The organism is Candidatus Sysuiplasma acidicola (genome assembly GCA_019721035.1).
In the GTDB taxonomy this organism is placed as follows: Archaea; Thermoplasmatota; Thermoplasmata; order Sysuiplasmatales; family Sysuiplasmataceae; genus Sysuiplasma; species Sysuiplasma acidicola.
This window is the reverse complement of sequence record JAHEAA010000006.1, coordinates 1-25,464: the sequence shown is the minus strand read 5'-3', so window position 1 is coordinate 25,464 and position 25,464 is coordinate 1. Positions and strand designations below refer to the sequence as shown.

General features: G+C 46.4%; 30 protein-coding genes and 1 tRNA gene. 16 read left to right on the top strand and 15 right to left on the bottom strand.

What is annotated here, in order from left to right; all coding sequences use genetic code 11:
- The first annotated feature begins 116 nt into the window (after positions 1–116).
- Both KIS30_04090 and KIS30_04085 read left to right on the top strand, forming a co-directional pair.
- On the top strand, positions 117–449 hold the full coding sequence (locus KIS30_04090) for a hypothetical protein (protein ID MBX8645925.1): 333 nt from the start codon (positions 117–119) through the stop codon (positions 447–449).
- 21 nt (positions 450–470) lie between these two features.
- A complete protein-coding gene (locus KIS30_04085) occupies positions 471–608 on the top strand; it encodes a hypothetical protein (protein ID MBX8645924.1) in 138 nt (45 codons plus the stop codon).
- A gap of 146 nt (positions 609–754) precedes the next feature.
- On the opposite strand, the gene KIS30_04080 is transcribed toward KIS30_04085, so the two are convergent.
- The 6 genes from KIS30_04080 to KIS30_04055 all read right to left on the bottom strand — a co-directional run bounded on the left by KIS30_04080 (position 755) and on the right by KIS30_04055 (position 4,803).
- Positions 755–1,477: a hypothetical protein gene (locus KIS30_04080; GenBank protein MBX8645923.1), complete on the bottom strand. Its 723-nt coding sequence runs from the start codon at positions 1,475–1,477 to the stop codon at positions 755–757.
- Between the two features lie 3 nt (positions 1,478–1,480).
- Positions 1,481–2,503 (bottom strand): hypothetical protein, encoded by a 1,023-nt coding sequence (locus KIS30_04075; protein ID MBX8645922.1) that lies wholly within the window; start codon positions 2,501–2,503, stop codon positions 1,481–1,483.
- Positions 2,504–2,996: 493 nt separating this feature from the next.
- Complete coding sequence (locus tag KIS30_04070; protein MBX8645921.1) at positions 2,997–3,881, bottom strand: hypothetical protein; 885 nt, start codon at positions 3,879–3,881, stop codon at positions 2,997–2,999.
- Between the two features lie 5 nt (positions 3,882–3,886).
- Complete coding sequence (locus tag KIS30_04065; GenBank protein ID MBX8645920.1) at positions 3,887–4,054, bottom strand: hypothetical protein; 168 nt, start codon at positions 4,052–4,054, stop codon at positions 3,887–3,889.
- Between the two features lie 12 nt (positions 4,055–4,066).
- The gene (locus tag KIS30_04060) at positions 4,067–4,528 is read right to left on the bottom strand and encodes a hypothetical protein (GenBank protein ID MBX8645919.1); all 462 of its coding nucleotides are present in this window, start codon (positions 4,526–4,528) and stop codon (positions 4,067–4,069) included.
- Positions 4,525–4,803, bottom strand: coding sequence for a hypothetical protein (locus KIS30_04055; GenBank protein ID MBX8645918.1), 279 nt, complete (start codon positions 4,801–4,803; stop codon positions 4,525–4,527). Before KIS30_04055 ends, KIS30_04060 begins: the two co-directional genes overlap by 4 nt.
- Positions 4,804–4,961: 158 nt before the next feature.
- Here KIS30_04055 and KIS30_04050 point away from each other — a divergent pair, with 158 nt between their 5' ends.
- Genes KIS30_04050 through KIS30_04040 form a run of 3 tightly spaced genes read left to right on the top strand, consistent with a single transcriptional unit; the run spans position 4,962 to position 5,687 of the window.
- Positions 4,962–5,231 (top strand): hypothetical protein, encoded by a 270-nt coding sequence (locus KIS30_04050; protein ID MBX8645917.1) that lies wholly within the window; start codon positions 4,962–4,964, stop codon positions 5,229–5,231.
- Positions 5,228–5,512: a hypothetical protein gene (locus tag KIS30_04045; protein MBX8645916.1), complete on the top strand. Its 285-nt coding sequence runs from the start codon at positions 5,228–5,230 to the stop codon at positions 5,510–5,512. The genes KIS30_04050 and KIS30_04045 overlap by 4 nt, the downstream gene beginning before the upstream one ends.
- Before the next feature lies 1 nt (position 5,513).
- The gene (locus KIS30_04040) at positions 5,514–5,687 is read left to right on the top strand and encodes a hypothetical protein (GenBank protein MBX8645915.1); all 174 of its coding nucleotides are present in this window, start codon (positions 5,514–5,516) and stop codon (positions 5,685–5,687) included.
- A 98-nt stretch (positions 5,688–5,785) separates the two neighbouring features.
- Here the strand turns inward: KIS30_04040 and KIS30_04035 are convergent, their stop codons facing one another.
- Positions 5,786–7,054 carry a site-specific integrase gene (locus KIS30_04035; GenBank protein ID MBX8645914.1) on the bottom strand — a complete coding sequence of 423 codons (1,269 nt, stop codon included), beginning with the start codon at positions 7,052–7,054 and terminating at the stop codon, positions 5,786–5,788.
- A 228-nt stretch (positions 7,055–7,282) separates the two neighbouring features.
- Between KIS30_04035 and KIS30_04030 the strand changes: the two genes are divergently transcribed.
- Positions 7,283–7,468, top strand: coding sequence for a hypothetical protein (locus tag KIS30_04030; protein MBX8645913.1), 186 nt, complete (start codon positions 7,283–7,285; stop codon positions 7,466–7,468).
- Between the two features lie 300 nt (positions 7,469–7,768).
- A complete protein-coding gene (locus KIS30_04025) occupies positions 7,769–8,056 on the top strand; it encodes an AAA family ATPase (GenBank protein ID MBX8645912.1) in 288 nt (95 codons plus the stop codon).
- Between the two features lie 306 nt (positions 8,057–8,362).
- Here the strand turns inward: KIS30_04025 and KIS30_04020 are convergent, their stop codons facing one another.
- From KIS30_04020 to KIS30_04005, 4 genes are all read right to left on the bottom strand, one after another.
- A complete protein-coding gene (locus KIS30_04020; GenBank protein ID MBX8645911.1) occupies positions 8,363–8,581 on the bottom strand; it encodes a hypothetical protein in 219 nt (72 codons plus the stop codon).
- 769 nt (positions 8,582–9,350) lie between these two features.
- The gene (locus KIS30_04015; protein MBX8645910.1) at positions 9,351–9,875 is read right to left on the bottom strand and encodes a phospholipase; all 525 of its coding nucleotides are present in this window, start codon (positions 9,873–9,875) and stop codon (positions 9,351–9,353) included.
- Between the two features lie 143 nt (positions 9,876–10,018).
- Entirely contained in the window at positions 10,019–11,002 is a 984-nt protein-coding gene (locus KIS30_04010; protein MBX8645909.1) for a VOC family protein, read from the bottom strand.
- A gap of 229 nt (positions 11,003–11,231) precedes the next feature.
- Complete coding sequence (locus tag KIS30_04005) at positions 11,232–12,029, bottom strand: response regulator (protein ID MBX8645908.1); 798 nt, start codon at positions 12,027–12,029, stop codon at positions 11,232–11,234.
- Positions 12,030–12,483: 454 nt separating this feature from the next.
- On the opposite strand from KIS30_04005, the gene KIS30_04000 reads away from it, so the two are divergent.
- Genes KIS30_04000 through KIS30_03980 form a run of 5 tightly spaced genes read left to right on the top strand, consistent with a single transcriptional unit; the run spans position 12,484 to position 15,272 of the window.
- Positions 12,484–13,344, top strand: a complete 861-nt coding sequence (locus KIS30_04000) for a ubiquinol-cytochrome c reductase iron-sulfur subunit (GenBank protein ID MBX8645907.1) — start codon at positions 12,484–12,486, stop codon at positions 13,342–13,344.
- Positions 13,345–13,360: 16 nt separating this feature from the next.
- Positions 13,361–14,554 (top strand): cytochrome bc complex cytochrome b subunit, encoded by a 1,194-nt coding sequence (locus tag KIS30_03995; protein MBX8645906.1) that lies wholly within the window; start codon positions 13,361–13,363, stop codon positions 14,552–14,554.
- Entirely contained in the window at positions 14,547–14,741 is a 195-nt protein-coding gene (locus tag KIS30_03990) for a hypothetical protein (GenBank protein ID MBX8645905.1), read from the top strand. Before KIS30_03995 ends, KIS30_03990 begins: the two co-directional genes overlap by 8 nt.
- Positions 14,731–15,069, top strand: coding sequence for a hypothetical protein (locus tag KIS30_03985; GenBank protein ID MBX8645904.1), 339 nt, complete (start codon positions 14,731–14,733; stop codon positions 15,067–15,069). Before KIS30_03990 ends, KIS30_03985 begins: the two co-directional genes overlap by 11 nt.
- 17 nt (positions 15,070–15,086) lie before the next feature.
- Positions 15,087–15,272, top strand: coding sequence for a hypothetical protein (locus KIS30_03980; protein ID MBX8645903.1), 186 nt, complete (start codon positions 15,087–15,089; stop codon positions 15,270–15,272).
- A gap of 200 nt (positions 15,273–15,472) precedes the next feature.
- Here KIS30_03980 and KIS30_03975 read toward each other — a convergent pair whose 3' ends face one another.
- Positions 15,473–16,309, bottom strand: a complete 837-nt coding sequence (locus KIS30_03975) for a hypothetical protein (GenBank protein ID MBX8645902.1) — start codon at positions 16,307–16,309, stop codon at positions 15,473–15,475.
- A 523-nt stretch (positions 16,310–16,832) separates the two neighbouring features.
- On the opposite strand from KIS30_03975, the gene KIS30_03970 reads away from it, so the two are divergent.
- Positions 16,833–17,894 carry a glycosyltransferase gene (locus tag KIS30_03970; GenBank protein MBX8645901.1) on the top strand — a complete coding sequence of 354 codons (1,062 nt, stop codon included), beginning with the start codon at positions 16,833–16,835 and terminating at the stop codon, positions 17,892–17,894.
- Positions 17,895–18,031: 137 nt separating this feature from the next.
- Here KIS30_03970 and KIS30_03965 read toward each other — a convergent pair whose 3' ends face one another.
- Both KIS30_03965 and KIS30_03960 read right to left on the bottom strand, forming a co-directional pair.
- Positions 18,032–19,213, bottom strand: a complete 1,182-nt coding sequence (locus tag KIS30_03965) for a glycosyltransferase (GenBank protein ID MBX8645900.1) — start codon at positions 19,211–19,213, stop codon at positions 18,032–18,034.
- Between the two features lie 130 nt (positions 19,214–19,343).
- A complete protein-coding gene (locus KIS30_03960; GenBank protein ID MBX8645899.1) occupies positions 19,344–20,129 on the bottom strand; it encodes an NAD-dependent epimerase/dehydratase family protein in 786 nt (261 codons plus the stop codon).
- Between the two features lie 172 nt (positions 20,130–20,301).
- Here KIS30_03960 and KIS30_03955 point away from each other — a divergent pair, with 172 nt between their 5' ends.
- A complete protein-coding gene (locus KIS30_03955) occupies positions 20,302–21,144 on the top strand; it encodes a glycosyltransferase family 2 protein (GenBank protein MBX8645898.1) in 843 nt (280 codons plus the stop codon).
- Positions 21,145–21,390: 246 nt separating this feature from the next.
- A tRNA-Trp gene (locus KIS30_03950) sits at positions 21,391–21,565 on the top strand.
- A gap of 130 nt (positions 21,566–21,695) precedes the next feature.
- Here KIS30_03950 and KIS30_03945 read toward each other — a convergent pair.
- Entirely contained in the window at positions 21,696–23,537 is a 1,842-nt protein-coding gene (locus KIS30_03945) for a S9 family peptidase (protein ID MBX8645897.1), read from the bottom strand.
- Between the two features lie 646 nt (positions 23,538–24,183).
- On the opposite strand from KIS30_03945, the gene KIS30_03940 reads away from it, so the two are divergent.
- Positions 24,184–25,464, top strand: a 1,281-nt coding sequence (locus KIS30_03940; GenBank protein ID MBX8645896.1) for an ATP-binding protein, incomplete at its 3' end; no start/stop codon positions are given.

Genomic DNA, 25,464 nt, shown 5'->3' with positions numbered 1-25,464 from the left:
GTGTCAACGGCGGCGGCAAATTTTACCTGATGGGTGAGATAAAGGAGACATTCTAGAGGTCGGGAAAACCTGTCGCGATAAACGCCTTTGGGGGCTCAGACAAGTTCCTGTTCGATGTGGATGCCAGGAACAATGTTTACAACGACATCGACTTGAGACTCGTCAACCTGTTAAACGTAATCAGGGAGTGCCCATATGAGTTCAGGCAAAGGTTCGAAACGTTCGTGTATTCGAGGGAGCTGTTTGAGAAATATGTCCACACACCTGAAACTGGAGAACCTGTGGATGATGTGTTCACAACATTCTTCGTGTTCTACAGTTCGTTTGCAGGCAAGGGCTGGACTTTCGGATATCTGGTGGGAAACAGAAGGTCCATCTCGCTCAAGGTACTTGATGCGGTTGCAAGAGTTGAAGAGGTCAGCAGAGAGATTCAGAGCTGGACAATCTAGCATCTCGACTTCAGAGACCTGATGAAGAGGTACGAAATCGAAGATGCTTTCTTCTACCTCGACACGCCCTATTTCGGCAAGAAGTTCTACCGTCACAACTTCAAGGAAAGTGACTTCGATGATTTGGCCGAGATTCTGCCGACGCTGAAAGGGAATTAGCTACTGAACATCAACAAGAACGGGTTTGTCATCAAGAAATTCGGTAAGCCTCCCTGGAGAGTGAATTAGAGAGGTTTTGCGACAACACCAGAGTCACTGAGAAGGAAGAAAGTAGGACAGAGTTGTTTTACTGGAATTGAATGCGATCAACGTTTGATCAATTTGGCGGAGGTTCTTAAAGAGCCTTTCTCGCCACGAATACCAATTTCTAAGAACGAAGACACGCTTTTTTCTCCACTGTGTTTAAAAGAAAGCTCACGAACTATTTCCTTACCTGGATAAAGGTCTAACTGTTCTTGATGTTTATTCAACACGTCTTCGCCGCCGTTTACTCTCATACTGATCCCATTGGGTATCTTAATATCGATTTGAATGGATCTCTCTCTTCTTGTCTCATTCTTCAGATAGAGCGTTATTGAATCATCTTCGTACTTGTCATATACCTTAATTTCCGTTGGGTTCACCTGGAATATGATTCTGCGCCAGTATCTAGATTTTTGGATGTTTCTAAATAAAGGAAACGACGCAACGAATGCTGCCGTAAATGGAATCATCACAACAAGACTGAAACAACGAGTGAATGTAAATAAAACCTGCTCTGAGATAACAAAAACAGCGGCCGCGGAAAATAATATAGTGCTGACTTCCAAGGCAGTATCTGCAGATTCTTGAGACAAGCTCTCGGAAAGTCGCGGTTCTTTGGAGCTCCGGCTTACACTCAACCAAATAAGTTGAGAAATGCCGAAAACAAAGAAGGCATCATAGGAATATACATATGCGTGAAAGCCTGCTGTTATCGCAGCGAAAACCATGACAAATAATGATATGGTGTACTGGAGTTCGAATTTGTAATCTACCATACCATTCATGCCTCAGGAGAAGTATTTTCTAAATTCGCCGAAATATACCTGAAGAATTAACTTTAAGAGGTCTCTCTTGATGGACGACTCGCCAATACCTGACCCACGCTCTTGGATGTGTAACACGCCTATGTATTTTCCTGACCCAAAAAGACGAACAAATCCAACCTTGAAATTGAAATCCAGATTCTTATAGGTGAGCACTCCTCCTATTTGCATAACCTTTGCGCTCATTCTATCGATTTCATATCTTACGTCTGGATGAGTGAAGATGTCCTCTCTGCCTTTAAATGATTTGTCAGACATCGCCCCCGTGGGATAAAAGAAATTCATTGAACGAATCTCTATTGGAGAACGCCCATCTGAAGAATTTTGGGCATTGCATGCAGTTGTTATTCTCGAAGTCAACTTCTTAAAACTCTCTTCGAGCTGCTCGGCACTAACTTCCACAGGGTTTGGATAGGAACAACCGATGCGCACAGCACGTTCGATGAATGAAAGAGCTTTAGACGCTTGTGCAGCCTTTCCACGTAATTCAATTCGCATTTCATCGACATTAAACGTTAGTCCAACACCAATGTTATTCCAATCACTCTTTACCTCGTAATCTGTTCCAAGTGATTCACTTTGGGAAAGATACCAGAAATAAACGGTGTTACAGCTGTCGGTGACCTCTATATTCTCGATGTCGAACCCATCAACAGTGATCTTTCCCGTGCCGCTTTCCTTATTGAAGGGATGTGCTCTTAGTTTGGTCTCGATGGTCGATAAGTCTTGTCCTTTTGTTAAGGAGACAAAATGTATTGTTTCTGGCTCAAGCTCTTGCCCAATTTCTCCGTAAAGTCGTAATATTTCCTCTTCAGTCTTTTCATCAATTCCCACGTTTACAACAGCATCCGCAATATCTTCCAGGCTCGTCATCCGAACTCCTTCCAGTCTTCCTTTACTTGCGTTTTTCAAGACTCTTTTCAACACACCTATAGGCATACTCATAAGAAGATTCTTCAATTTTTCATCAGAAAGTCTTCCTGGCAACACATCACCATAAATGAGGCATTTTGTCAACAATCTCAGTATTTTCAGGTTTAAAAGTCAATATTGTGCACGTATCAATAGAAGGAACCATAATGCTCTTTTCAAAAGCTTCTGATGCGATCTGAACCAAGAACATTTTCTGCCACCTCAAGAAAGATGTGTTTGAATCTTGCTCAGTATCTCTGTTGTTTACATTTCTTAGAGTGGATTGATAACAACAATTGACACGTTCATCTTCCTCGAGCACCTCCTCAGTCCCTCCATGCCAAGTCTGTTACAATCATGCACATTCCTGTTAGCGTGACTCCGGCAGAGAGTGATCGCAATTGCGCCGCGTTTCTGCAACTTGACAAGATTGCGCTATCATTGAAAAGCAACGCTCCTCCAGGACTGGACACCACTGCGTCCATGAGAGTTACAAAACTGAATCCAGAGTGAAAAAAGCTTATCCCCAATGTAAGCAAAATACTGCCAAGAAACACAAAAATCTCATTCATCCCTCCAGTCCCTCCTCAGTTACCTTAATGGATTTAACACCTTTAATTTTAGCATAAGATAATGAAAATTGAAACTTATCTGATGCAGAGAGAAGGTCTCCAGGCTGGGCTGTTGTAAAATCAGGCTCTTCCCATTTGCGGAGGATTATTTTGCAAGCACCACAGTAGTCGTCAGCAATGATATAGAGCGTTCCATTGTAATCTGCACTCTTCAGAGCGCTGGAAGAGGAACCCCTATTCAAATAAAAGTCGAAAGGTGAGAATTTCTTAACACCCGGAGGTGCATTAATCATGGTCGTTCCTGATTCGCCCACTAACCTCAAGGCGAATTGCCCTCCCATGTCCCAAAAAAACAAGTCAGCTCTTTCACCAGCAAAATTCTGATCGCCCTTAGGCATTGGCGGAATTGAAACTGTTTGAGACATGTTCGCTAGCAAGGTCGGGCTCAAACCCTCGCTGTTAATTCTGACTTGTGCCGTCTTACCATTGGATCCGGGCGCTCTCTCGAAAAAATATCTTGTAAATGGTTCAGGTGATGAAGCCCATTTGGGGGTAAACTCTATGGTTTCTCCGCTAGACTCATTTTTTAAATAAACTTTAATCAACGCATTCTTGCAGGATGTTCTGCCTGAGTTCTTGATAAACACTGGATAAAAAACGGTATTGGTGGACCCGTTCGGTGTAGACTTTCCCCTTTTTATTTCAAGAACTGGCGATGTAATGACATGCCAAGTGTAGTTTCCTGTGATAAATGCAAGAAATGCTATGAGAAATGCAGGGACAAGGGTCAAGCTATTGGGCAAAAAGTTGATGTACTTCGCAAACAAAATAAGAATAACCGGGATAATCACAGCATAAACGAACGCCATAGATCGCTTCATCGTTTTCACCCCCAGTTCACTGTCACCCTCAGGCTCTTCGGCATCTGGCTGTCGAACAGCGCCTTCTGCAAATACGGTGTTCGAATCACAGCGCCCGTGAATGTCTTCTCTAGGAGCCTGTAGGTGAGCTTCGTGGCACTTTCGAACTCAAAATCGATTTCCGTGCTTCCCATTTGATTTCCTCCTCAATCTTCCTCATATTTCTTGCACTGGCCTACTTTCCCGTCACGCAAATCACTCTGGAATTCATTTGCGAACTTTACGTGCCTCACCACACGGTGCTTATGCTTGTACCTACCTACCTCCTCTTTTGTGACAAGACGACCGCCCATAGGATGGAATTTACCATCCGTTCGTTTCTCAACCTTTACAACAAGAAGGTAATCCGCCGTTAGGATTGGCAGAGAGTCTAAATTCCCGAACTCGCTTTCATAACCATCAGGAACTCCATTGGTCTGTGTAGTCTTGAGCTCGATTTTGCATTGGCTCCCGCTCTTTAATGCTGTGAAGTCACAACCTTCTCCGTCATGGTCTGCGCGCCTAATATTGGAAAATCCCCATTTACTCAACAGTTTTTCGGCTGCAACCATGCCCACACGATTTTTCGTAGCGTTTGCATCGTCACTTTCTTTCTTAGCATCACTCACTCATCCAACACCTCTTCAATATTCTTGAGCAGTTCAGCAACCTTCTTGCCTTTAGGAGTGAGCGAAATCATGTTCTTGGGGGGATAGGATGATGCATCCACTTTTTGCCTGATCAAACCCATATGTTTCGCCTTCTCAACCGAGCGATAACCCTGGTTGATCGAGATACCGGCATCTGCCCATATCTTTGACAACAGATATTCATCCTGTTCATCGAGAAACACGATGAGTCTCAGAAGACCCGATTGTTTTTCAAATACCCTGATTCTTTGCATTGTCTTCTATAACACAAGTTGGAATATGAAATATATCTTTCGGCTTCCACATCAGAAGATATTAATAGGTTGGATGTATATTTCATCTTGGAAGTAAGAATATGGCACAAGCTAAAAGCAAAACTGGTGCAACTGGTACAACTACAGGTACCTCGTCCATGACATGGACAGGCAGATTGGCTTTCCTGCCTGCCATTGGTGCAATGATGGGAAAGTACGTTAGCAGCTCTCCCGTGATTATACCGCCATGGTTGACGATTATGGAAGACAGATATGATCTGGATGTTGGAGAGTATCCTTCATGCATTTTGCTTAGAAGGAAACTCACTGGTTCCGAACTGATAATTCTCACCGATACAATGAGCCGTAATGGCTGGTTCTATTGCGAAGCCCGAAAATCCTTTCTCAAACAGGGGGAGATATTGTGAAGTTCGATGCCTTCTGCTATAAGAGTTCATTGGGCTATGCATTTTACGATTTCTGGGCGCACGACAAGTGGTGCTGCAGAGTGCTTGAAGGATACACAATTTCAGGGGTGATAACCAACGGAGGCTGCGTGATGATTGACATCGTCCTGGACGATGATAGACCGTGGATAAAGTTGAAGGATGTGAGATTCTGCCCATTCTGTGGGGAAAAATTGGAGCTGAGTCGACTGCCTTGGGAGAAAGCACCGAAAGCGATTACTGAATCTGGGAGCGTGAAGTGATATGGTCACCCAGACCACTGTAGACATAACCGGCATCAAGGAGTTCGTCAGAAAGCTACCTCCCACTTCAGTCTTGAGAGATGTGATAATGTCTGAGCCCGATGTCCTGACTCTTGCCGAGTTTGCAAGCAAGAGCAGCATCTGGCTCAAATTATCCAGCAGGGAACTCCGCTAATCAATTTAGACCCCCCTCCCCCACATTACTTGATTTTCAATCCCATTTGAATCATTGAGCGCTTTCCCACTATGACTGTCGGCCTTTCCGGAGGCAGATCAGTCAGAATGCCTTACGATAATTCTGCTGTCTGGCAATTCATGAACGAACTCATATCCTCCACGGAGATAATTATCCAGCTCTGAGATTTGAACAACCCGCTGAACCGACCGTGACTTGACGGAATCGGTGACGTTGTTCTCATTCTGTTCTTTCTCCAGTTTTTCCCTTATCAGTCTGGTTAATTCCGCCTGATCTGCTTTCGAAACTTCGCCCTTTGGATTCAGGACAGAAATCATTCTTTTCAAGAAGTCGGAGTTGGACATTGGCGCTGTCTGTTTGGAGGTCTCCAGAAACGGAAGAGCGGCTTTGTATCCTTCCCTCATCTGTTCTATGAGATCCTCTTTCAACCGTCCCTTGTTCATCGTGTACGTGTGTTCTATGTCACCCTTGTGACCCATCATGAAGACACGCCAGTCTCTCAACAGACCGGCCCCTTCAGCCTGCATTGATCTCGTCGCGAAATATGAGCGGAAGACATAGGGCCTTTGCTCGTTGCCTGCGAGCCTCATCGGTCTACGAATGATGTCACCGATGTTTATTGTGGTGATGAACTTTACACTTCTCCTCACCGGTGCAACTAACGGCGATTTATCTCCCAGCTCTTCTCCTGCCCTGAGTCTACTTTCAAGGTATGCCCTGATATAGTCGCATCCCTCAGGCCCGATGAATGTGAAATACGAGTTTCCGGTCTTGCTCAGTTCGGTCCTTACTCTTATCATGGCGGGCACCCGGCTGAAAGTCACTGTTTCCCCGTCGATTCGGACTCCTTCCAAATCGTCGACCCTCAGACCGTCTGTTCCGTTGTAGTTTCCCAGGACTTCCAGCCTCAGGCCGCTGAATGCGACCAGAGCAATTGCAGTTCTCTGCTGGGGAGATGCCGCATTAAATATGGTTTTCAGTTCATCCTGGCTCGGTATAGACTCGTTGGAAAGTGTGGTTGTCCAGCCAGCGTGCTTTATCCTGATAGGTTTGTTTATGCGCTTATCATTCCACCGCAACCATGATTTCAATGCCTTTATCTCCACCTTGATCGAGGCACCGGTTATGCCGTTCTTTTCCCTGTCGGCAATGTAATCGAGGATCATGTCGTCCCTTTCCCTCTGGGACATTTTGATAATTTCCTGCGGTGAACGACCTACCAGGCCGCACAGTTTGCCCAGGCAGCGGAGATAATTGCGCGCAGTACTCTCATGCCCCCTCGCCACATTCTCATACCATCTCCTGAATTCCTTGTTTTCGAGTAGAACGTTATACTTAGGTTCCATTTCTTCTGCCCGGTTACCCGTATGGAATTGTACCTATTTATATTTAAGGCACAACCTATATAGGTTCAAATCCCGACGGGAGCATACCAATATAGGCTGCGGTTCTAATATTATCTCAATTTGTCGACGACAAACACCCTCATATTAGCGCTGTAATTTTCTAAGAGATGAGGCCTATTGGTTTCAATCCATGCATCTGTGACGTGCCTGGATCTGATCTTTACGATCATGGACAGCACACCGGTTCATCTCTGCAGGCTCGATCACATACACGGCAACCGGTGGCGTTTCGCATTCTACAGGGCGAGCATCGACAGATATGAGCCTTCCAGACTCCCCTCAGGTTCATTCTCTGGAACGGCGGATGAGTGTTTCGAATGTGCTGCCTTCGCCTACCTGCGGGATGTCTGGTGAGACAGGCGCTTCAGAGATTAAGAAAATCAGGTACTATGTAAGATATATGCTGATCTTAGGCAAGAGCGCACGCGTGTTGAGGCTCAAAAACTGAATTTATTAGTAAGATTTTCAACACGCTCGATGGCAGCAGGGTGTTTATTATAATAAACATTAATAGCTGATTTTGTTTATTACAATATGCATTGTGTAAATATTTATTCTGCCATTAGCCCATCATGATAAGTAAGAGCCTTTTGCGCAGTGTAGTAGAAGACCAATTGAAAGAGATTAGCAGCTACGACAGTAGTATACCAAGAAATACCAAGAACAATCTTTCCAGAAGTCCTATCGTATAGCGGCTCTTCCGCCTTTGTCATAAAAGGCGTACGTAGATGTGGCAAAGGCACGCTTATTATGCAGCTAATGCGAACCAGATTCAAAAATGACTTCTTATACCTGAATTTTGACGACGAATTACTTACAGGGCTAGCGGCTGAGGATCTAAGATCAGTTATGGAAACGCATATGGAAGTGCTTGGGGACAAGAAGAAGGTGTTCTTCGATGTGGTCTGCCCCCCTAAATACTGCGACATTATTGGCTTATAAGGATCCGGAGAAAACAAGTCAGAATGAGGGTGGTTTGGAGGGAGCATTGTGACTGCAAGAACAAGAAGGAGATGGCAGCCTGAGGAGAAACTCGCAGGCCCACTGGCTCGACTTTTCATATGAAAACGTTATGAGCGCAATGAAAATTGCACACGAATCCGTGATAAGAATTAACGACACCCTGATATCCACTCATGCCCTGAAAGCAAATGCTGCAGTCCTGACAGACAACGTCAGATACTTTGAGAAGGTAAAAAGCATCAAAATAATAAGGCTAAGATCAAGCTGAGGAACCATTTGCACCCTTCAAACACTTCTCCAGTTATTTACCCAAGCCTTGGTGAGAGTAAAAGCATTCGCGGGACTGATGTATTTATTGCACATCGGTGTCAAGATCGCATTGTATGACTCGACGAGCATAAGTTCCACACTTTCGAAACCAACAGACAGGTTGTCAGCAAGTTCCTCGCTACCTTCCTCCAGCAGATAATCGACAAGCGCAGACCCTTCAAGCATGGCTGTCACGATCTTTCCTGACCATTTTCCTCGTTGTACCTTTCTTCAACCTGGGAACGCTCTTCAGGATATCGTTTGCACTCTTGGCGTTGACCGCCATACGCTCACTTTTAGTCCTGGCCCTTAAGAAAGCACTAGTCAAATTCATCCTCCATTGAATGTTTCCATGCCTCGCCAGACTTAGGGGCCTTAGCACCTTCGATGGAGAAGATAATCGCTCTGTTATTTCTAATTGCTTTTTTCAAAGAGCTTCTGTCAACCTTCCTTTCAGGGATCAACTTTATACCAACGTCCACGGCGACAATCAGGTCGTCGCCTACATCGACACCGATAGCTTGTCTGATAGCTTTTGGAATGATTGCATATGACCTTTCTTCCCAATTTTAAGTTTTAGAATCGAGCTATCCCAACTTAGGCTACGCCTGCTTGACTATTTGAGCCTTTGAGTGACTTTTCCGGTGACTACGGTCCCCACGGATGCATATCGACCATACACCAATTATTAAGCATGAAAGACTCCTGATGCGACTGAGCATACATTGGAATCCCGGCGTGAACATCCAACATTACTGGTTTCACAATACGATTGATGAAAGCCTCGCTAACACACTAAAGTCACACGCATCTGGAAGCTGATGCTCTGTGAGCGACAGAGTCGTCATGAATATTGGTCCGCCATGAACTGGATTCGAATGAATGTAGAATCGGACATCAGATGTACAATGCCAAAGAGCTGAACTTCTGAACTTGCGCTCGCATCACATTGGCTGTGCGACGGCTATTCCACAGTTGCGGAAACTTTATCCATTTCGCCTTTCGCAAAAGAGCATGAATACCTGACCAGACTGTAGACCACTTTGAGCTCCTCGTCATTTCTCGGCCCATAAATCATTACAAAATTTCCCGGTGCAATGCCCATTTCGGCCAGAGGATGAAGTTCACCCCATCCCTTTCCTGTCGCTTCTTCAATCAGCGGTTGAGGAAGCGTCATGTGCAGACTCCCGTCATAAGCAGGATGCAGGTGCGCGAATTCCCTGCCTGCGAAAAATGCAGCACGCGGTCCTTCACCTGAACCTTCTCTCAGCCACAGTGCCCTTGCGCCGGGTACCGACACAAGGCTGCGCCGTTCTTCAATGCCAGGAATGGAAAAAATCAATTCGGCGAGTTTACTGTACTGTTCTGGCGGCGCGTTCTGACTCAGCTGTGTGTGCGGCATAGCGTGCTGAGTAACAGGGCGTTCTCCTTTCCTGGACGGAAACTCTCCTTGTCGAATCAATGAAATCTCATTCTGCTCCACTGTCATTCACCGCTTTCGCTCTCTGATGTTGGAATCGAGGCAGTCGTGCATATATGTTGTTTTGTCTGACCGACCAGTTTTGCAAAGCACCGGTCGAGGAAACTGAAAAGTGCTTTGAACACTGCCCGGCATTCAGGAGAATTCGTAAATTATGCTTCTATAGATATCACTATTCCATCGGGATCTGAAAAAGTAAGCTTGCCGTTAACTACGGAAGCGCCGTCCAGCACTGCAGCCAGCTCCTCTACAATGTGCCTGTCCGGGACTATGAATGTGAAACTGTCGAGTCCAGAGTAACCGGTTCTGTGAGGGCTGCCCTCCCTGCTGTGCCATGTGTTAAGGCCCAGGTGGTGATGATAGCCGCCAGCGGACAGAAAGGCGGCACCGATTTGCGGAATGTAAGCCTTGACATCAAGGCCGAGTTTCTCGTGATAGAACTTGACGGATCTCTCAAGATCTGTTACTCTGAGATGCATGTGTCCGATTACCGCCCCTGCAGGAAATGAAGTTACGCCGGTTGACTGCAAACCATTCAGCTCCCTGAGCAAAGATCCTAAATCAAGCGGCCGCGTCATGATGTTAAGCGCCGACATATCACCATGATTCAGAGAATCTGTCATCCTGCCCCAGTCTGGCCATTCGCTTCTTGGCCTGTCCGCATAAATTTCAATGCCGTTGTTCTCGGCATCGTGCAGATAAAGAGATTCGCTGAATGTATGATTGGCGAAACCATCGTATCGTGCGCCGGAGTGCTCAATAGCGAGGTATGTGGATGCGAGACTCCTCCTGTCAGGGACGAGGAGTGCGTAATGGTACAGACCGGCAAAATCGTGTGGCGGAACCACAGCCTCAGGATCGTCTTTCAGAACAATCACTGTTTCCCCCTCTGACTTCCCTGACGATGATTCGAAGCCCAGCTCCGTTACATTCAATGAGTCGGAAGTGTCTTTGAATTCCCTTTTAACTGCAAGGCCCAGTTTCTCAACATAGAACTTTTTCATTATGCCGGCGTTGCCAACACGGAGAGTTGGCGCTCCGAGTCTCAGCTCTCCGGGCATTTTGAATGTCGTCCGAGTGTGCGCATGGCGCTCGTTTTTGATGTGCAATGTTTCCCTGCTCTCTTCGGCTGGCATTCGATATCACTCCTGAAATAACTGCAAATACAGATGTCATGCAGACATCCACGGTCGGGCGCACGAGTTTGCTCATTCTGCCTTAAACGTGGGGGTACGCCTGTGCAGCATCTCCGGCTACCATTGATTGAATGTTCTTAAGACGATTGACGGTGATAAACATATCCCATGCGGTCGCATCGGGCAAATGCGCGTTATGGCATCGCAGCGAGAACAAAAACACATTTCCTCAGGACTGAAGCTCAGTCCCCTGCTCTATCGGTGTCATGATGGCAGAAACGGTATTAACTTTACCGTTAGGGTCTGTTATCGGTGTTATGGAAATGTGGCATTTGATTAAGCGACCCTGTTTTGTTTTCCTTATTCCATCATAATGCAGTGCTTTTTTAGATGAAACCATATCGTCTATCCGCGTCTCGGTACGGGGAAGAGATTCCTCCGGAATCCATGGCAGGCTCAATTCATTCAGATCTTCGAGGCTCCATCCGAAGGTCTTTTGGAAGGAAGGATTCACATACAAAACCCTGTAGTTCATATCAAAGAGCACTATAGCGTCGTGAGTGTTGTCCAGCACTGCCCTGAGTCTCTCCTCCGTCACGCGAAGATGCTCACGCTCTTCCCTTTCGTTCACGGCAGACTGGATGACGTGCAGCATGTCAGCAAACAAGGAAATGGGGTCCTCTCCCTTCATAAGGTAATAGTCCGCTCCGTTGTTTATCGCCTCTATGACTATCTCCTCCCTGCCCCTTGCGGTGAATATGACGAAGGGGATATCGGAGCCTCTGGAACGTATGTTTTTGAGCAGCTCTATGCCGTCCATGCCTGGCATCTGATAGTCGGAGACAACGGCATGGTACCTCAAACTGGAGAGTTTGTCGATTGCCTCCTTTCCGGAATTTGCGCAATCGACACTTACGCTGCCAATCATCTCCATGTACAGCTTGAAAGGCTCATGAAGGAACTTTTCGTCGTCGACATAGAGTATCTGGAGCTTTCCTCCTCCGTCCTGTGATACCATAGACATCATCGTTTAGGCTTCAGTGGGGTCAACCTTTAGAAGCATCATGCGGCGGGCGTTTATAAACCAATGATTCAATAATTTCAGAGCTGATAACCACATGACCTCCCGATTGAAGAGCCTGTTTTGCGACGGGCGTAATTTCAATCGATTCTAAAGCCTGGCGGGCATTTGTCTGATGCGTCTGCCGTGATTCGACTTAAGCAAATATCATTCCGCCATTTACATATTGGGTTAAATCTTAAAATAGTAAGGGCTGATGAACCGTCTGATGCCTGCGGGAACGGAGAGGAATATATTCAGTGGCGATGTCTTTGACATCACCGGATTCCTGCGTGAGCAGAAAGATTACGACGCGATGGCCTGCAAATACGCAAATAGTTTGGAACACGATGCACCTTGCAGCGTGCGGCCAGGTTTCAGGGTAAATTGATGCACGACAACACATGCCGGAGAATGTACAATGCCTGAAAAACGGAAAAAGGAAGAGAAGGGCAAACAGGAAGTGGATAAACAGAGGAGGACCTTCATTAAGGCTCTTGGCGCCTCCTCCGGAGCTCTTGTTCTGGGCGGACTCTCATTGGAAAGATTTATCTCGCCAACAACGAGGGACACACCCTTACTGAGTTCGTACCCCACAGCCGTTCTTGTCGACAGCCAGCGCAATCCAATAAAAGCTTCAGACATACCCACTGCAACAGCCAGCAGTTCCACTTATCCCATAATGATGTTCAACTACCCACTGCAGGATGAGCCGAACATACTCGTCAAACTTTCTGGGATGAGCGCACCTATTCCGGGTGCCGTAAAATTGCCGACGGGGGAGTATGTTACTGCCTTCAGCGGGATTTGCCAGCATCTCGGATGCATAGTCCCGCTCCTGGACTACCATCCGCATCAGAGCATCCCCTTTGAGGCCAAACTGATTGGATATAACGAGACCAACTGGCCTGCTTTCGGGCTGCTGTTCTGCAAGTGTCATGGCAGCCAGTACGATCCAACCCTGGGACCGCACAATCTCTATAATTCGGGACCAGCTCCCAGTCCTGCAAATCATTCTCTGCCGCAGGTCATTCTTACCGTCGATGCTGACGGAATAGTTTACGCCACAGGCATGAACCCGGTGAACGCCGTGATAAGAACTCATCTGTGGGAACCCGGCGGCCAGGAGTATGGCGCCGGAGTGGAAGCGGAGAATCTGTCTGGAGGATCGCTGCTGCCCGTGTATGACGGCCCGCCCCTTGCTCTTTCCAGCAGCGTCAGTGGACCGATTTACAAGACAATAGTGGTGAGCAGCGCGAACGGACCATGGCCTTCAAAATAACTTGGTGTAGGTGCACATGGCTGAAAAGAATGAGTACAATCCTCTGAACCTTACGAAACAGGAAGAGGCACAGAAAGGAGCATACTCGATTTCTTTCCTTCCGGTCACGAGGAAAGAGCTGCGTATTGACTACTGGACAGGGGCATTCCTCGCCACGGCGCTCATTTACCAGATAGCCACCGGAATACTGCTCGCCTACTACTACGAACCCGGAAGTCCTTACAGCTCCACACTGATGATTATGGGCGTAGTTCCGTTCGGTGAAGTGCTGCTCACTTCGCATCTGTTCATGGCGTATGCAATGGTCGCCATGGTCTACATACACATGTTCAGGCAGTACTTCATCGGCGCATACCGGGGAAAGTGGAGATGGCTGCAGTGGATCATAGGCGTCATAATATTTCTGCTCGTCAACACCATCGCGGCAATGGGGTACATGCTGACGTATTCCGTTCAGAGCGTTCTTGGCCTGCATGTTTCTGAAATACTGCTCCAGCGGAGCATAATCGGCAGGCTGGCACCTGGACTGGCCGGATGGCTCACATCGGTGATCGTAGGCAACGGCACGACGGTGCAGTCCTGGCAGCACCTGCTCATACTGCATGCTGCAATACTCAGCATAATATTGCTGATTCTCGTCTTCATACACTTTTTCCTGTATGAAAAGTCCGGACCATACGACCCTTCCGCACATGCCGACGAAGAGAAGATTCCATGGTTCCCGATGAATCTGCTCTACACCGCATTCATAGGCATGATTTTTGTTGCAGGCATTCTCATTGCTTCGGCACTGATGCCGCAGGGGCTGCCGCCGGCATACGGCCAGCTGGTGTACGGCACGACGCCGTTCCCGGACTGGTACGAAATGCCAGTCTACAAACTCATGGATGTCGCAGGGTTTGGCCTTTCGACGGGGGGCGTACCGCTGGTGTTCGCACTCCTTTTATTCCTCATGCTCGTCCCGTTCATCGACAGATACAGGGATAACGGGCCGCTTGAGAGGCCGATGATCACATTCATGGGCGTCTTCATCATACTCTTCTGGCTGGTAGTCGGACTCTGGGGATACGCCCAACCGGGCCTGTCGCAGACGCGGCCTTTGACGCTGTTCATGCTCTATGCGCTGACGTTCTGCTCGCTCGTTCCGGTGTATGCGATGAGACACGCAAAGAGAGATCTGGGCGCAATGGCGGTGAAGCGCAATGAATGACAAGGTACCGTACATCATAGTCGCGGTTCAGTTTGTCATAGCTGCTTGCATGTGGTACATCTCCCTGCTGAATCCGATAAAATACCAGGCCGCATGGGCTGCCCTCCTGGGCATTGAGCTTATACTCACAGCCTCGATCGTGCTAATGATAATGCGGTTCCTCACAGGTGGTGCTTATGGAAAATAAGGCGCTCATGGCCTACTACCTGTCAATGATTGTGTTCATAGTCGGCTCCATATTCGTCATCATGTTCGCAGTGGTCATTGAGCCTGTTGTTGTGATGTACCATGAACAGACACATTCTATGACATCCCCCATATTCGGCAATTTTTACACTTTCCTGGTCGGTCTCGAGGCAATATCCATTATCTTCACCACGGTCTCTCTCGCTCTTTACCTCCTTTCGTTTATCCTTGCCAGACGGGCAAACCTGAAGATGTCGCGGATTACGATGTTCTTTCCGCTGATACTGTATGCGTTTGCTTTTGGCCTCATAGGGGTGAGCCTGGTTTGAAGGAGGAGCACTTTAACATGTTAATAATCGCAACAGGCATAGTGCTGCTGCTCGCCGCCTCCCCTCTGTTCATCTACTATCAGCTCTTTCCGACAATCAATTCGCAGATTGGACAGCACCAGTTGTCCAGCTGGGTTGCCCTTGGACTGGGATTCTTTGGATTCGTAATGATCATTTACGGCGCCGCAAGACATAACATATGAATCGATGACTGTATGCAGGGCGTCGGTTTCGGACAACAAGATGCTGGCACATTGAAATTGAGAACTGGGATTCGCTTAACCTTGACCATACGACACAAACTGAGTTCTACGACAAGCGGAAGAGAACGCAAGGTAAGGTGGCGGAGAAATAAATTCTTCAGCTGCCAGAGTGATTCAAAATACAAACATCCATCACAATACTACTCAAAATCAATCGAGTTAGAGATCAGTTGACCGTTCTCACGAACTAATCTTAGTATATCGTTGGCGCTGAATTTAGAATACAATAAACGCGTCCCGTCTTCGCTCCACGATTTCCAATAGTTTATTCCCGATGCACCTCGCTCATGGGTCATACCTACTCTTCTGTCAATTCTTGCTTTCAACCCATTCTGTATAACTCTCAAACAGAAATCTGTATCCTCGAGGCCCATAACGTAATTTTCATCATACCCACCGGTCAACTTCAATGCCGATTTGTTAATCATCTGATACGGTCCACCACACAATCCCTCCTTTGCCTCTTTAACACTCTTGTAATCATAAAATAGAACAAACTTAGAAATTCCCCTCTCCTTGTAATTTTTTATTTTTCTGAAGGCATCAAAGGGGGCATGATACTTTAAAACCATCATGGCATAATATTTCGCTGTCGCACTTAATGCGACACCGTAACCCACATCTTGTATCGTACCATCTGGATTATAATGAATGCCGGCCAAAATACCAATCTCATCATCCTTTTGTAAACTATGCAAACTGTTACTCAAGGAAGTCTTTTGCAGAAGTATATCATCATTTACATTGACATAATAATCGGCATCGAATTCTGCGAAACCCCTGTTAACCGACTTTGAAAATCTGAAGGACGGTAGAGAGTCTTCAACAGCTATCAACAAAACATTGCATCCAACATTTGCTGCACTTTCTATCACACTGTGTCTCAGCGTCTTGAACTTCTCCGAGGAGACAGTGATTGTTGGTACCGTCACATTCAGATCTATGCCTGAATCCGATTTTCCAATAATTTCAGTCACAACCCTCACATGTAACACTCCCATACTCTCTCGATGGCCCATCTTCTTGATAACGCTCAGGCAATTTTCCTAGGCATTGCTTATTGTGATAATTAATGATTATTTAGTTACTACTAAACTACTCTAAGCATCAAGATACTCGAACGAGGAAGCCATGTGGCGAGAACTGGGGATACACATGGTCCAAGAATCTACGGCAAGATCAGTACATTGTCAGCATATTTTGGTTTCTGCACAGTAATGGGTTACTTTCTAACATGTTAATTTCACTTATATTCTAGAATCGAAATGCCTATTGTAGGAAAAATTAGGTGCCCTATGGAACAGAAGCAAAAAAGCGAAGTAGAACTTGAGAAAATAAATACTAGACGTTTTTTTGAATCGTTGCGAAAAATGTTCGGCTTTCGAGGAAATGGCATTCACGCACATACACAGAATGGGAATGAGTTTGCGCTTTGCAGAATGAAACTTATCAACGAATATGAATATCTGATGAGGACAGTGTAGAGAGTGGAGTGAATCTATGAAGATGAAGAGAAGAGTTGTTATATTGAACGATTCCGCAAAGATGACCGGGTTGGGAAGATACGCAGACTATCTTTCTAAAGCTCTGGGTGCAGAATTGATTTCTTTGAGAAAAGACAAGGACATACCAATTGAAAATTACAGCGGAACAGTAATATCTGGTTTCTTTCCGCCTTTTTTCCAATCTGGATGGTACCTGAATCAGAACTACCCCTCTGTCTTCATGAGAAAGGCATACAAGCATCTTAAGAAAAATGTGGAAAAGACAGACGTGTTACATTATTCATCACACAAATTGAGACCATTGAAACTCAATTGTGATTCTGTGGTTTCGATATTGGATCTTTTCCCCATAAAAACGGAATACAACTATTCTAATTCGTTCCGGAGAACAATGGCGAAGTCAATAACCGAATTCAAGAAATTTGATAACATTTTGACAATATCTAATCATGTCAGGACTCAGCTTCTTGAGGAAGGGTTCCCCGATAGCGTAAGAGTCATATACCCTCCGGTTGCTGAGTCGTTTGAAAGATTAGACGTGGACAAATCTGTTTTGCGTAAAAAACTGAATCTTCCAGCAGATAAAAAGCTGGTACTTAGCGTTTCAACTCTCGATCCGAGAAAGAATTTGAAAGCCGTTGAAGAAACGATGTCAATCCTGGGCAGCGACTTTAGACTGGTAAGGATAGGAAAGCCTCTAAATCAGTCATTTACCTTTCAAAAAATTGACGACCTTACAGTTAATGAGTTGTACAACGTATGCGATGTCCTTTTATTTCCATCGATAGATGAAGGTTTCGGATATCCCATAGCTGAAGCATTTACAACAGGTCTTCCAGTAGTTTGCTCGGATATCGAAGTTTTTAGAGAAATTGCAGAAGGTGCGGCAGTCATATCTAGCACAGAACCGATTCAATTGAAGAAGGCTGTACTAGAAGCAGTCGAAAAGTCTGAAGAGCTCTCTGAACTAGGATATTTGATTAAGCACAGATACAGCTTCGAGACTTTTAAAAAAGGTATCGGTGACTATTACGCACAAACATTTCCGGACGTCTGATTTGGCAAACAACGCCATCCGTGTTTCTTCGAGTGACAGTGAGATTAAATTACAATCGTTCTAAACGAGTACATCTGGCGTTAATTCAATCGCGTAGAAGTGACACTACAGACAACACTCAATCACTCCGCATCGAATCACAGGGATATTCCTGCTCTGGAGAGGAATAATTCATCATCATACTCAGCGGCAAGGTGTCTTCCGCTCATGCCCATCTTCTGAGCGACGTCCGATTGAGTTGCAAGAAAAAACATCTTTTCAGCCATTTCTTCCACAGTATCGACCAGAAAACCCGTTTCTCCCTCTTTTATGGTTTCTTTCATACCCCCCTCATTTAAGGCAATAACAGGCTTAGATGACAGCATCCCTTCTATTGGAACTTGACCGAAGTCCTCATTCCTCGCCGGATAAAGAACCGCGAAGCAACGGGAATAGTAATCACGCAGAGCGGGCCCCTCTGCATCAAAAACAAATTGAATTTTACTAATAAGAGCATCTCCGTGCGAATTGATGAAATCCCTAAGCTTTTCCAAATATTCAGGACTCCCGGTTCCCTTTGCCGGATCGCTTCCAGCAAGAAGGAGGGTGAAAGTGGGTCTTGTTCCGCCGGCTGACTCGCTTATTTCAAGAAAACGTTTGAAAGCCATGATTGCAAAAAGCTGATTCTTCTGTTCCGTAAATCTGGAGGGCATGAAGAAAAAGTTCTCAAATCGCTTAAAACTGAATAAAGTGATGTCCTGAGAGGGATAAACTACTTCAATATGCGGACAGGAAGGACAGAATTTTCGAATGCGCTCTGCGGTGTTCTGGCTATTTGTGTAAATTTTTGCGGCATTGCTGAGTGATCTGCAATATGTTAACCTGTATGCGAGTTTGAATACTTCCCATGCAAAGGCCTTCAGTCCTTTATATTCCACATTTGAGTCCGGTTGAACAGTCATTCTTCTCGAAGGAGTATGAATGTATGCGATTGAAGTGTTAACAGGAATTGGGTAATATGATGAACTTACAAAAGTTGGAATGGTGTCTGGCAAACGGAAATATGCAATGAGAATATTGATGAAAAGTTCCCTGCCAAAGGGCAATATTTTTGCCAGCGAAAGTAATAAATTATTCCTCAGACCATGAATCTCCATAGAGGGTTCGCTGTCCCCCCTGTTCCATATAAAGACAATATTGCTACCACTGATTTTCCTTGAAATTCTCTCCAGCCATATGTACTCCCCACCAAATGTCTTCGAGGCGATGTAAAATGTCCACTTATCGCTTTTCGAATTCAGTAAGTCATTCGGACTGCTCTGCGGTGGTTCTTTGACCATTCAAATCTCCCTGAGAATGCCGTCTTATTGTCGGGCTCATCGAGATTCAGTCGCTTAATTCTATCCAACACCATTGAATACATCACATAGGGGAAAACCGGCGAGATCTTCGTGTGTGGCTCAGAATCATTCATGCGCCTGATTTATTCAATTCGTCCTCTTTTATGAAAGCGATCACTTTTCTTATTCCATCCCTCAGAAGAACCGGATTTTTTAGCGCTGGAACTGAAGCAACCAGCTTAGGAGCAGTTTCGATTGTGTCTGGACGGCTAACTATGTCGATATTGCCTCCAACTTCCTCTGAAATCATCTCCGAAAGACCGCGAATGCTTGTTCCTATACCTGTACCAATTTCGTAACTGCCAGTCCTGACCTTTCCATCAATTACATCGGCGACAAATTTTGCGACGTCTGTAACATATACAAAGTCCCTGACATCTGTTCCATCTCCAAGCATGATTATCGGCCCTCCGGCGAGAGCCATCTTCGAGAAGAGGTAGACGCCACCCTTTCTGCTTCCAGACCCATATATGTTGTAAAAAGTCAGATCAAACGCTTTGATGGAGTAAAGCCTCCGGTACAGGTTTATCCATTCAACAGATTGTTTCTTGGAGAGAGAATAAGGATTGGAAGGACTTGCCGTAGATCCTGAGGAGGGAAAAATGAATGTGGAATCACTTTTTCTTGCCATATCCAGAAATTTCATTGTCAGATCAAGGTCATCGGTGAAATAACCGTAGGGATTCTCCAGAGATTTTCGGATCAGGCCCCTTGCAGCAAGATGTACTATGAAGTCAAATTGGCCTTCTGGAAACTCATCTCCCAAGTCAAAACCAGTAACTTCATGAGCTGGCTTAAGAAGATTGAGGATATGAGAACCTATGAACCCTTTATGCCCAGTTATCAGGATTTTCATGTTATTACGAGCTGGGATTGCAGGAGAATTAAAAGTAGCTTTCGATGAACGATGTTCAAGACTCACAATAAACAACCGCCCCAGGACTCAAAGCACCAGTCAAAGTCGCTGAAGCGCCGACAGAAATATAACAAGGTTGAGATGATTGGCAAACCGACTCATGGAGAAAACAGTGAGTACCATGGCTGACAACCCTTCGGTTTGCGTGGACATTGCTGTTCTGAAGGATCCTAAACTGTTTGACACGCTGGATTCCCTCAGAAAGCAGTCGAGGAAACCTGACAGGATAATAGTGGCAGACGGTGGCTCTCCGAAAGACTATGTTGACAGAATTCTGAGGGACTATAGCGATCTGCCAATTGAAGTTTGCAATCTGCCTGGAACGCACATAGCAACGAAGGACGCGTCCATTGACCACATAACTGAAGACGTTACTGCATTCCTCGACTCGGATGAAGTGGCACCTCAGGATTGGCTACAAAAAATAGTGGAACCAATAGTTTCCGGTACGGCGGACTTTACCGGCGGACCGACAAGACCGCCCAATGAGCCGAGGAACGGCGTTGAGAGATATTATAACGAGCTGGACAGAAGAATATACGAGAGTGATGTGCAACAGGACATAGTTTACATACCGCTGGGCAACACGGCCTGGAGAACGTCGCTGCTTAAAGACCTCCGCTTTGACAAGAGAATAGTGTTTCGCGGCGGTGCGCCTGATTATGATCTGGAAATGAGAGCCGTTGACGCAGGGTATAAAGGGTCCTTTGTCAAGGATGCCTGGGTGTATCACAACAAGGCAACTGAAAAAGGGTATTTCGCACTGATGAAGCACAGATACAGATATCTGGTTGGAGCGGCTGTGGTGATGCTCAAAAACAGGAGATTGAGGAAGAGAGTCTCAGAAAAGAGGATGATCGTAAGGATGCCGTTTGCCTATGTGGAGGCGGCAATGAAACCAATTGCACTTATTCATGCCTACTTTTACTGGAACCTTGTCGTAAAGCGGAAGTGAATAATTCCATGGCTTTAAGCGAACCTGGAGACGACCGGTTGTTTGCAGCAAAGCGCATATGCAACAATTTATAAACATTGAGAGTTTCGTCACCCACTACAAATTAGGGTTACTGCATGAAGAGAAGTTCACGTGTATGGAAGAAACGGGGCAAGATGCGCTGGAAATGGCGAAAAAAGAGAATGAGGAGGAGAAAGAGAGCCCAGAAGATGAGGAAGCAGTAAACCCTTTAATTTCTTTCACCCAGGGGGTTTGGGGTAGTCCGGTATCCTTGCGGGCTCCAGTAATATTTGATGGTTGAGACCTCCTGGCAGCGAATGAATTGTTCCTTTAACTGACGAAAGGATGATGAAATACTGGAGCGATGAGCTGCCTGAGAAGGAGGCACCCGCTGATGTGGGTTCAAATCCCACAACCCCCATCGTATGATTTTCGAGCGTTATCCGTTGTGCCATTGGCTTTTTTGACGGTTGTTTTCATTTTCAAAACGAAACGAATATTGGGCCGACATCCGCACAGACTGATCGTAACGTGCTGGATCAGCTTACACTTCAATCCTGAGTTAGTTTCGCGACAAGGAAGTCTGCCGCCGCGCCGAAACCCTTTCTTGCATTCTCAGATTTTGTGAAGCCATGCCCCTCGTCTGGAAACACCATGTATTCGACGCTCCTGCCCATTTGCTTCAACCTGTCAACCATCTGATCAGATTCGGGCTTTACGACGCGCGGGTCGTTGGCACCCTGTATAATGAGCATGTCTGCCTTCGTTCTGTCGATGTAGGTTATCGGCGACCGCTGCAAAAGGAAGTCTGACTCGGTTTCCGCATCGCCGACCCATTCCTTCATGAATCTGAGCCAGAACGGCGGAACAGACTTGCAGAAGGTGAGAAGATTGGAGGGGCCGCAGATATCCACTCCAGCCTTCCAGTACTCGGGAAGACGTGTTACGCAGGAAAGTGTTGCAAACCCTCCGAAGCTTCCTCCAAAGACAGCCATTCTGTTGCCGTCAATTTCCTTTCTGCCCATGAGCCATTCTGCCGCGAATTTAAGATCCTGGAGTTCATTTCCTCCCCAGTCTCTGTGAATCAGCTTCTGATAGGATTTGCCATAGCCCGTGGACCCCCTGATATTTGGACAGAATACACCGATGCCGGAGTACTGAAGGAACTGATAGAGGCCCTCGTATCCCCATCCCGGCCTCTCCTGCGCCTCGGGGCCGCCATGAATTGACAGCACCACAGGGAATTTTGCCTTCCGCCCGACTGGCTTGTAATAGAAGGCTGGAATCGCCCTTCCGTCGAAGGATTCGTAATGGACAAGCAAGGGAGGCGGTATGCCTGAAGGAACGCCGCCTGCCATGCTGTCCGTCAATATGGCGCCCCGTCTGCGCGACAGTTCCAGCAGCATGATCTCCGGCGGCCTTGCATCAGGAGCCCAGATAAACGCAACAGTCTTTCTCGACCTGTCGGTTGATATGCCGTTCAGGCTGCTGTAGAGGTGGCCTCTGTATGGCATGCGTATCCTGGCGAATTTCGAACCTGGCCTTCCGAGATAAAGTTCGGAGTACCCCTCATTATTTATGGAATACAGCAACTCCCGGCTGACGGCCGAATAGAGTACGCTTTCAACATCGTGTTTTCCCTGATATATCGGCACCAGTGCGCCGTTCTTCGGGTTGAAGAGCGAGAGATGACTGAATTCACTGCCCACATCTGAAAGCACAAGAACGTTGCCGTCTGTTGTCCAGCCTACTGCGTCCACAGCCGCGTTTTCCTCATGCGGAAGGATCTCGGTAGTCTTTGACTTCTTGATGTCATGAATGAAACTGTGCCTGTTCGTATTGCTGTGAATTTGTTCTACTGTCAGCCTCAAGCCTGTCTGATCCCAAATCGGTTCGGTCCAGATAAAGCCCTGATCCAAAGGCCTTTTCTCCGTTCCGTTTCTCATGTTTCTTATTACCAGGTCGAAGTCGGTCTTTGCACGTCTGTTGTCACAATATGCGAACAGATTGCCGTCCGGATGAATGCTGCCCCTGTTTATCTCGTGCCTTGTGGTTTCGTCGCTGGTAACCGCAAAAGGTTCTCCGCCGGTTGCTGGAATGCCGTAAATCTGGAATTGTTCATTTCCTCCTGTGTCCGCAATAAAATAAATCATGCGCCTGTCGGGAGATATGACAAACTCCCTAACTGTCCTGTCATAAAAAGCAGTTAGCATCCTCTGATATCCGGGGGTCATGTCCCGGGAAAATGACTGAGTCCACAGGTTGAACTGCCCGTTAATGTCAGATGTGTACAAAACACTGTTTCCGGCCAGCACATCCACTGTGCCGTACCTGAAGTATTGCGTGAAACGCGAATATGTTGTTGGCACTCGTTTATTGAGATTCCCCGCCATGATGCACTCATCAGTTGTGGTTTTAAGTAATTTTCGAGAAGCCCGGGACAATCATTTGACAAGTATAATGGCAATTATACTAACCATGATTATAGAAAAACAATGTGGAGAATTAAAAGGTACTACTGGATGGGTATTCATATATGGCAGAAGGTAAACCGACAAGACTTTTCTAATCAGAGAATGTTCGGGATTTGCTGACTATTCCTTCGTCACCAGGGATAGAACCGTGAGATCCTCTACAGTATGAATACAGTGGCTTCCTACCGAAGAATCCGTAGCTGTTCGTGCTTCGACTGGAACAGCCGGATGGACAACAGAGTTCCGTCTGATCTTACGCTCTCTCTACACACGTGAATTCTGGCATGTCCTGCCCCTCTGCCATAGACATATTCAGTTCTTGTAATACGTTTGTCGCTCGCTTTCATCTTCCCATTACAATGGGATATCTTCCTGCTCGCTATGCATAATTGCAATGCACAAAAAACAGTATTTTTGTGCATCACATTTCGTCAACATGCTCACTATGATTTGAGGAACAGTTTCAGACACAGGCTGCGTAGGCGGAAAGAATCTATTTTTCTTGATTTCATGAGCTTTGGAACAAACACTTAAATAATTATCCAAACATTAGATAATCCTGCGCGTGGATAACTTGAAGTTCTATGATCGTGAAAGGAACCTGGCAGTCTTACGGGATGCAGTAAAACAAAAAGGTTCAGCCATGATCGCCATAAGCGGCAGACGCAGAGTGGGAAAAAGCAGACTTGTGGATGAATTCCTGAAGGGGAATAGAGCTTCAAGAGTAATGGTCGTACCGAAAGAAGAGAAGCAGGTGGCAAATGATTTTGCAGATGCTCTTTCGGATGGCTACAGACCCGTGTTCAACACAGTCAAGGAAGCACTCGAATATTTCTTTGCAAATTCCGGGGAGCGCATTCTCTTCATTGACGAGTTTCCCAACTTCCTGGAAGTGAACCAATCGGTGCCATTCGAGCTGCAGCGGATATGGGATGCACATAAGGACAGAACGGCCAAGATATTGATCGTTTCCGGATCCTACACAGGCATGATGGACAGAATTTTCACAGTGAGGAAGGCTCCACTCTTCAACCGCGCGACCTACAAGATTCTTCTCGAGCCTCTGCAAAGGGAGCACATCTGGAGAATCCTGCGTGAAAGCATTGGAATGCAGGACCCTGTCGAGATGATCAGGACCTACTCGGTTCTTGGAGGAATTCCATACTACTATGAACTTATGGAAAAGCAGGCCGGGGGGAATGCCGATGTCATTTCATTGTTTTTTGGCCTGGGGCAGCTCAGAGAGGAGGGTCAGGATGTGCTGAGACAGGAGTTTGGTTCCACCTACAAGAGGTATTTTGCCATTCTGGAAGCGATAGGCAGCGGCATGGTTTCCTCGGGAGAGATAGCAGACCGGATAGGATTGCGCCAGACCACCTTGTCCAAGTATCTCATCTCGCTGCAGATGGATTTCAAACTGATACATCGAATTGTGCCGTTCGGTCAGAATCCACACAGAAGCAAGAAAGGCATTTACATGATTAGTGACAACCTGCTGGCCTTCTGGTTCAGTCATGTGTACGGGAAGATACAGCAACCTGACACGGAAGCTCTCAACGCCTTTGTAGGGAAGAGGTTTGAACTCATGTGTGCAGACTTTCTAATGACATACCTGAGGAAGAGGGGAGAACAGATAATTGCGTCCGGCAGATGGTGGGGGAGCGTGGAAGTGGAGAAGGGCAAACACGAGCAGCGTGAAATAGATCTGATTGTCGAGACGAACAGAAGTCTGTACATCGGCGAATGCAAGTGGAGCTCTAAAAAAGCGGGCAAAAAGGAGCTTGAACACCTCCGGCAAACCGCCAGTGCGCTCAAAACAGGAAAGCCCATAACCTTTGTTTTGTTC

Excerpts from the sequence above, each read along its gene's own strand:
- KIS30_04085 (MBX8645924.1), top strand. The coding sequence starts at position 471 with ATGAAGAGGTACGAAATCGAAGATGCTTTCTTCTACCTCGACACGCCC.
- KIS30_04080 (MBX8645923.1), bottom strand. The coding sequence starts at position 1,477 with ATGAATGGTATGGTAGATTACAAATTCGAACTCCAGTACACCATATCA.
- KIS30_04070 (MBX8645921.1), bottom strand. The coding sequence starts at position 3,881 with ATGAAGCGATCTATGGCGTTCGTTTATGCTGTGATTATCCCGGTTATT.
- KIS30_04065 (MBX8645920.1), bottom strand. The coding sequence starts at position 4,054 with ATGGGAAGCACGGAAATCGATTTTGAGTTCGAAAGTGCCACGAAGCTC.
- KIS30_04055 (MBX8645918.1), bottom strand. The coding sequence starts at position 4,803 with ATGCAAAGAATCAGGGTATTTGAAAAACAATCGGGTCTTCTGAGACTC.
- KIS30_04050 (MBX8645917.1), top strand. The coding sequence starts at position 4,962 with ATGACATGGACAGGCAGATTGGCTTTCCTGCCTGCCATTGGTGCAATG.
- KIS30_04040 (MBX8645915.1), top strand. The coding sequence starts at position 5,514 with ATGGTCACCCAGACCACTGTAGACATAACCGGCATCAAGGAGTTCGTC.
- KIS30_04035 (MBX8645914.1), bottom strand. The coding sequence starts at position 7,054 with ATGGAACCTAAGTATAACGTTCTACTCGAAAACAAGGAATTCAGGAGA.
- KIS30_04030 (MBX8645913.1), top strand. The coding sequence starts at position 7,283 with ATGGACAGCACACCGGTTCATCTCTGCAGGCTCGATCACATACACGGC.
- KIS30_04015 (MBX8645910.1), bottom strand. The coding sequence starts at position 9,875 with ATGACAGTGGAGCAGAATGAGATTTCATTGATTCGACAAGGAGAGTTT.
- KIS30_04010 (MBX8645909.1), bottom strand. The coding sequence starts at position 11,002 with ATGCCAGCCGAAGAGAGCAGGGAAACATTGCACATCAAAAACGAGCGC.
- KIS30_04005 (MBX8645908.1), bottom strand. The coding sequence starts at position 12,029 with ATGATGTCTATGGTATCACAGGACGGAGGAGGAAAGCTCCAGATACTC.
- KIS30_04000 (MBX8645907.1), top strand. The coding sequence starts at position 12,484 with ATGCCTGAAAAACGGAAAAAGGAAGAGAAGGGCAAACAGGAAGTGGAT.
- KIS30_03995 (MBX8645906.1), top strand. The coding sequence starts at position 13,361 with ATGGCTGAAAAGAATGAGTACAATCCTCTGAACCTTACGAAACAGGAA.
- KIS30_03990 (MBX8645905.1), top strand. The coding sequence starts at position 14,547 with ATGAATGACAAGGTACCGTACATCATAGTCGCGGTTCAGTTTGTCATA.
- KIS30_03985 (MBX8645904.1), top strand. The coding sequence starts at position 14,731 with ATGGAAAATAAGGCGCTCATGGCCTACTACCTGTCAATGATTGTGTTC.
- KIS30_03980 (MBX8645903.1), top strand. The coding sequence starts at position 15,087 with ATGTTAATAATCGCAACAGGCATAGTGCTGCTGCTCGCCGCCTCCCCT.
- KIS30_03970 (MBX8645901.1), top strand. The coding sequence starts at position 16,833 with ATGAAGATGAAGAGAAGAGTTGTTATATTGAACGATTCCGCAAAGATG.
- KIS30_03965 (MBX8645900.1), bottom strand. The coding sequence starts at position 19,213 with ATGGTCAAAGAACCACCGCAGAGCAGTCCGAATGACTTACTGAATTCG.
- KIS30_03960 (MBX8645899.1), bottom strand. The coding sequence starts at position 20,129 with ATGAAAATCCTGATAACTGGGCATAAAGGGTTCATAGGTTCTCATATC.
- KIS30_03945 (MBX8645897.1), bottom strand. The coding sequence starts at position 23,537 with ATGGCGGGGAATCTCAATAAACGAGTGCCAACAACATATTCGCGTTTC.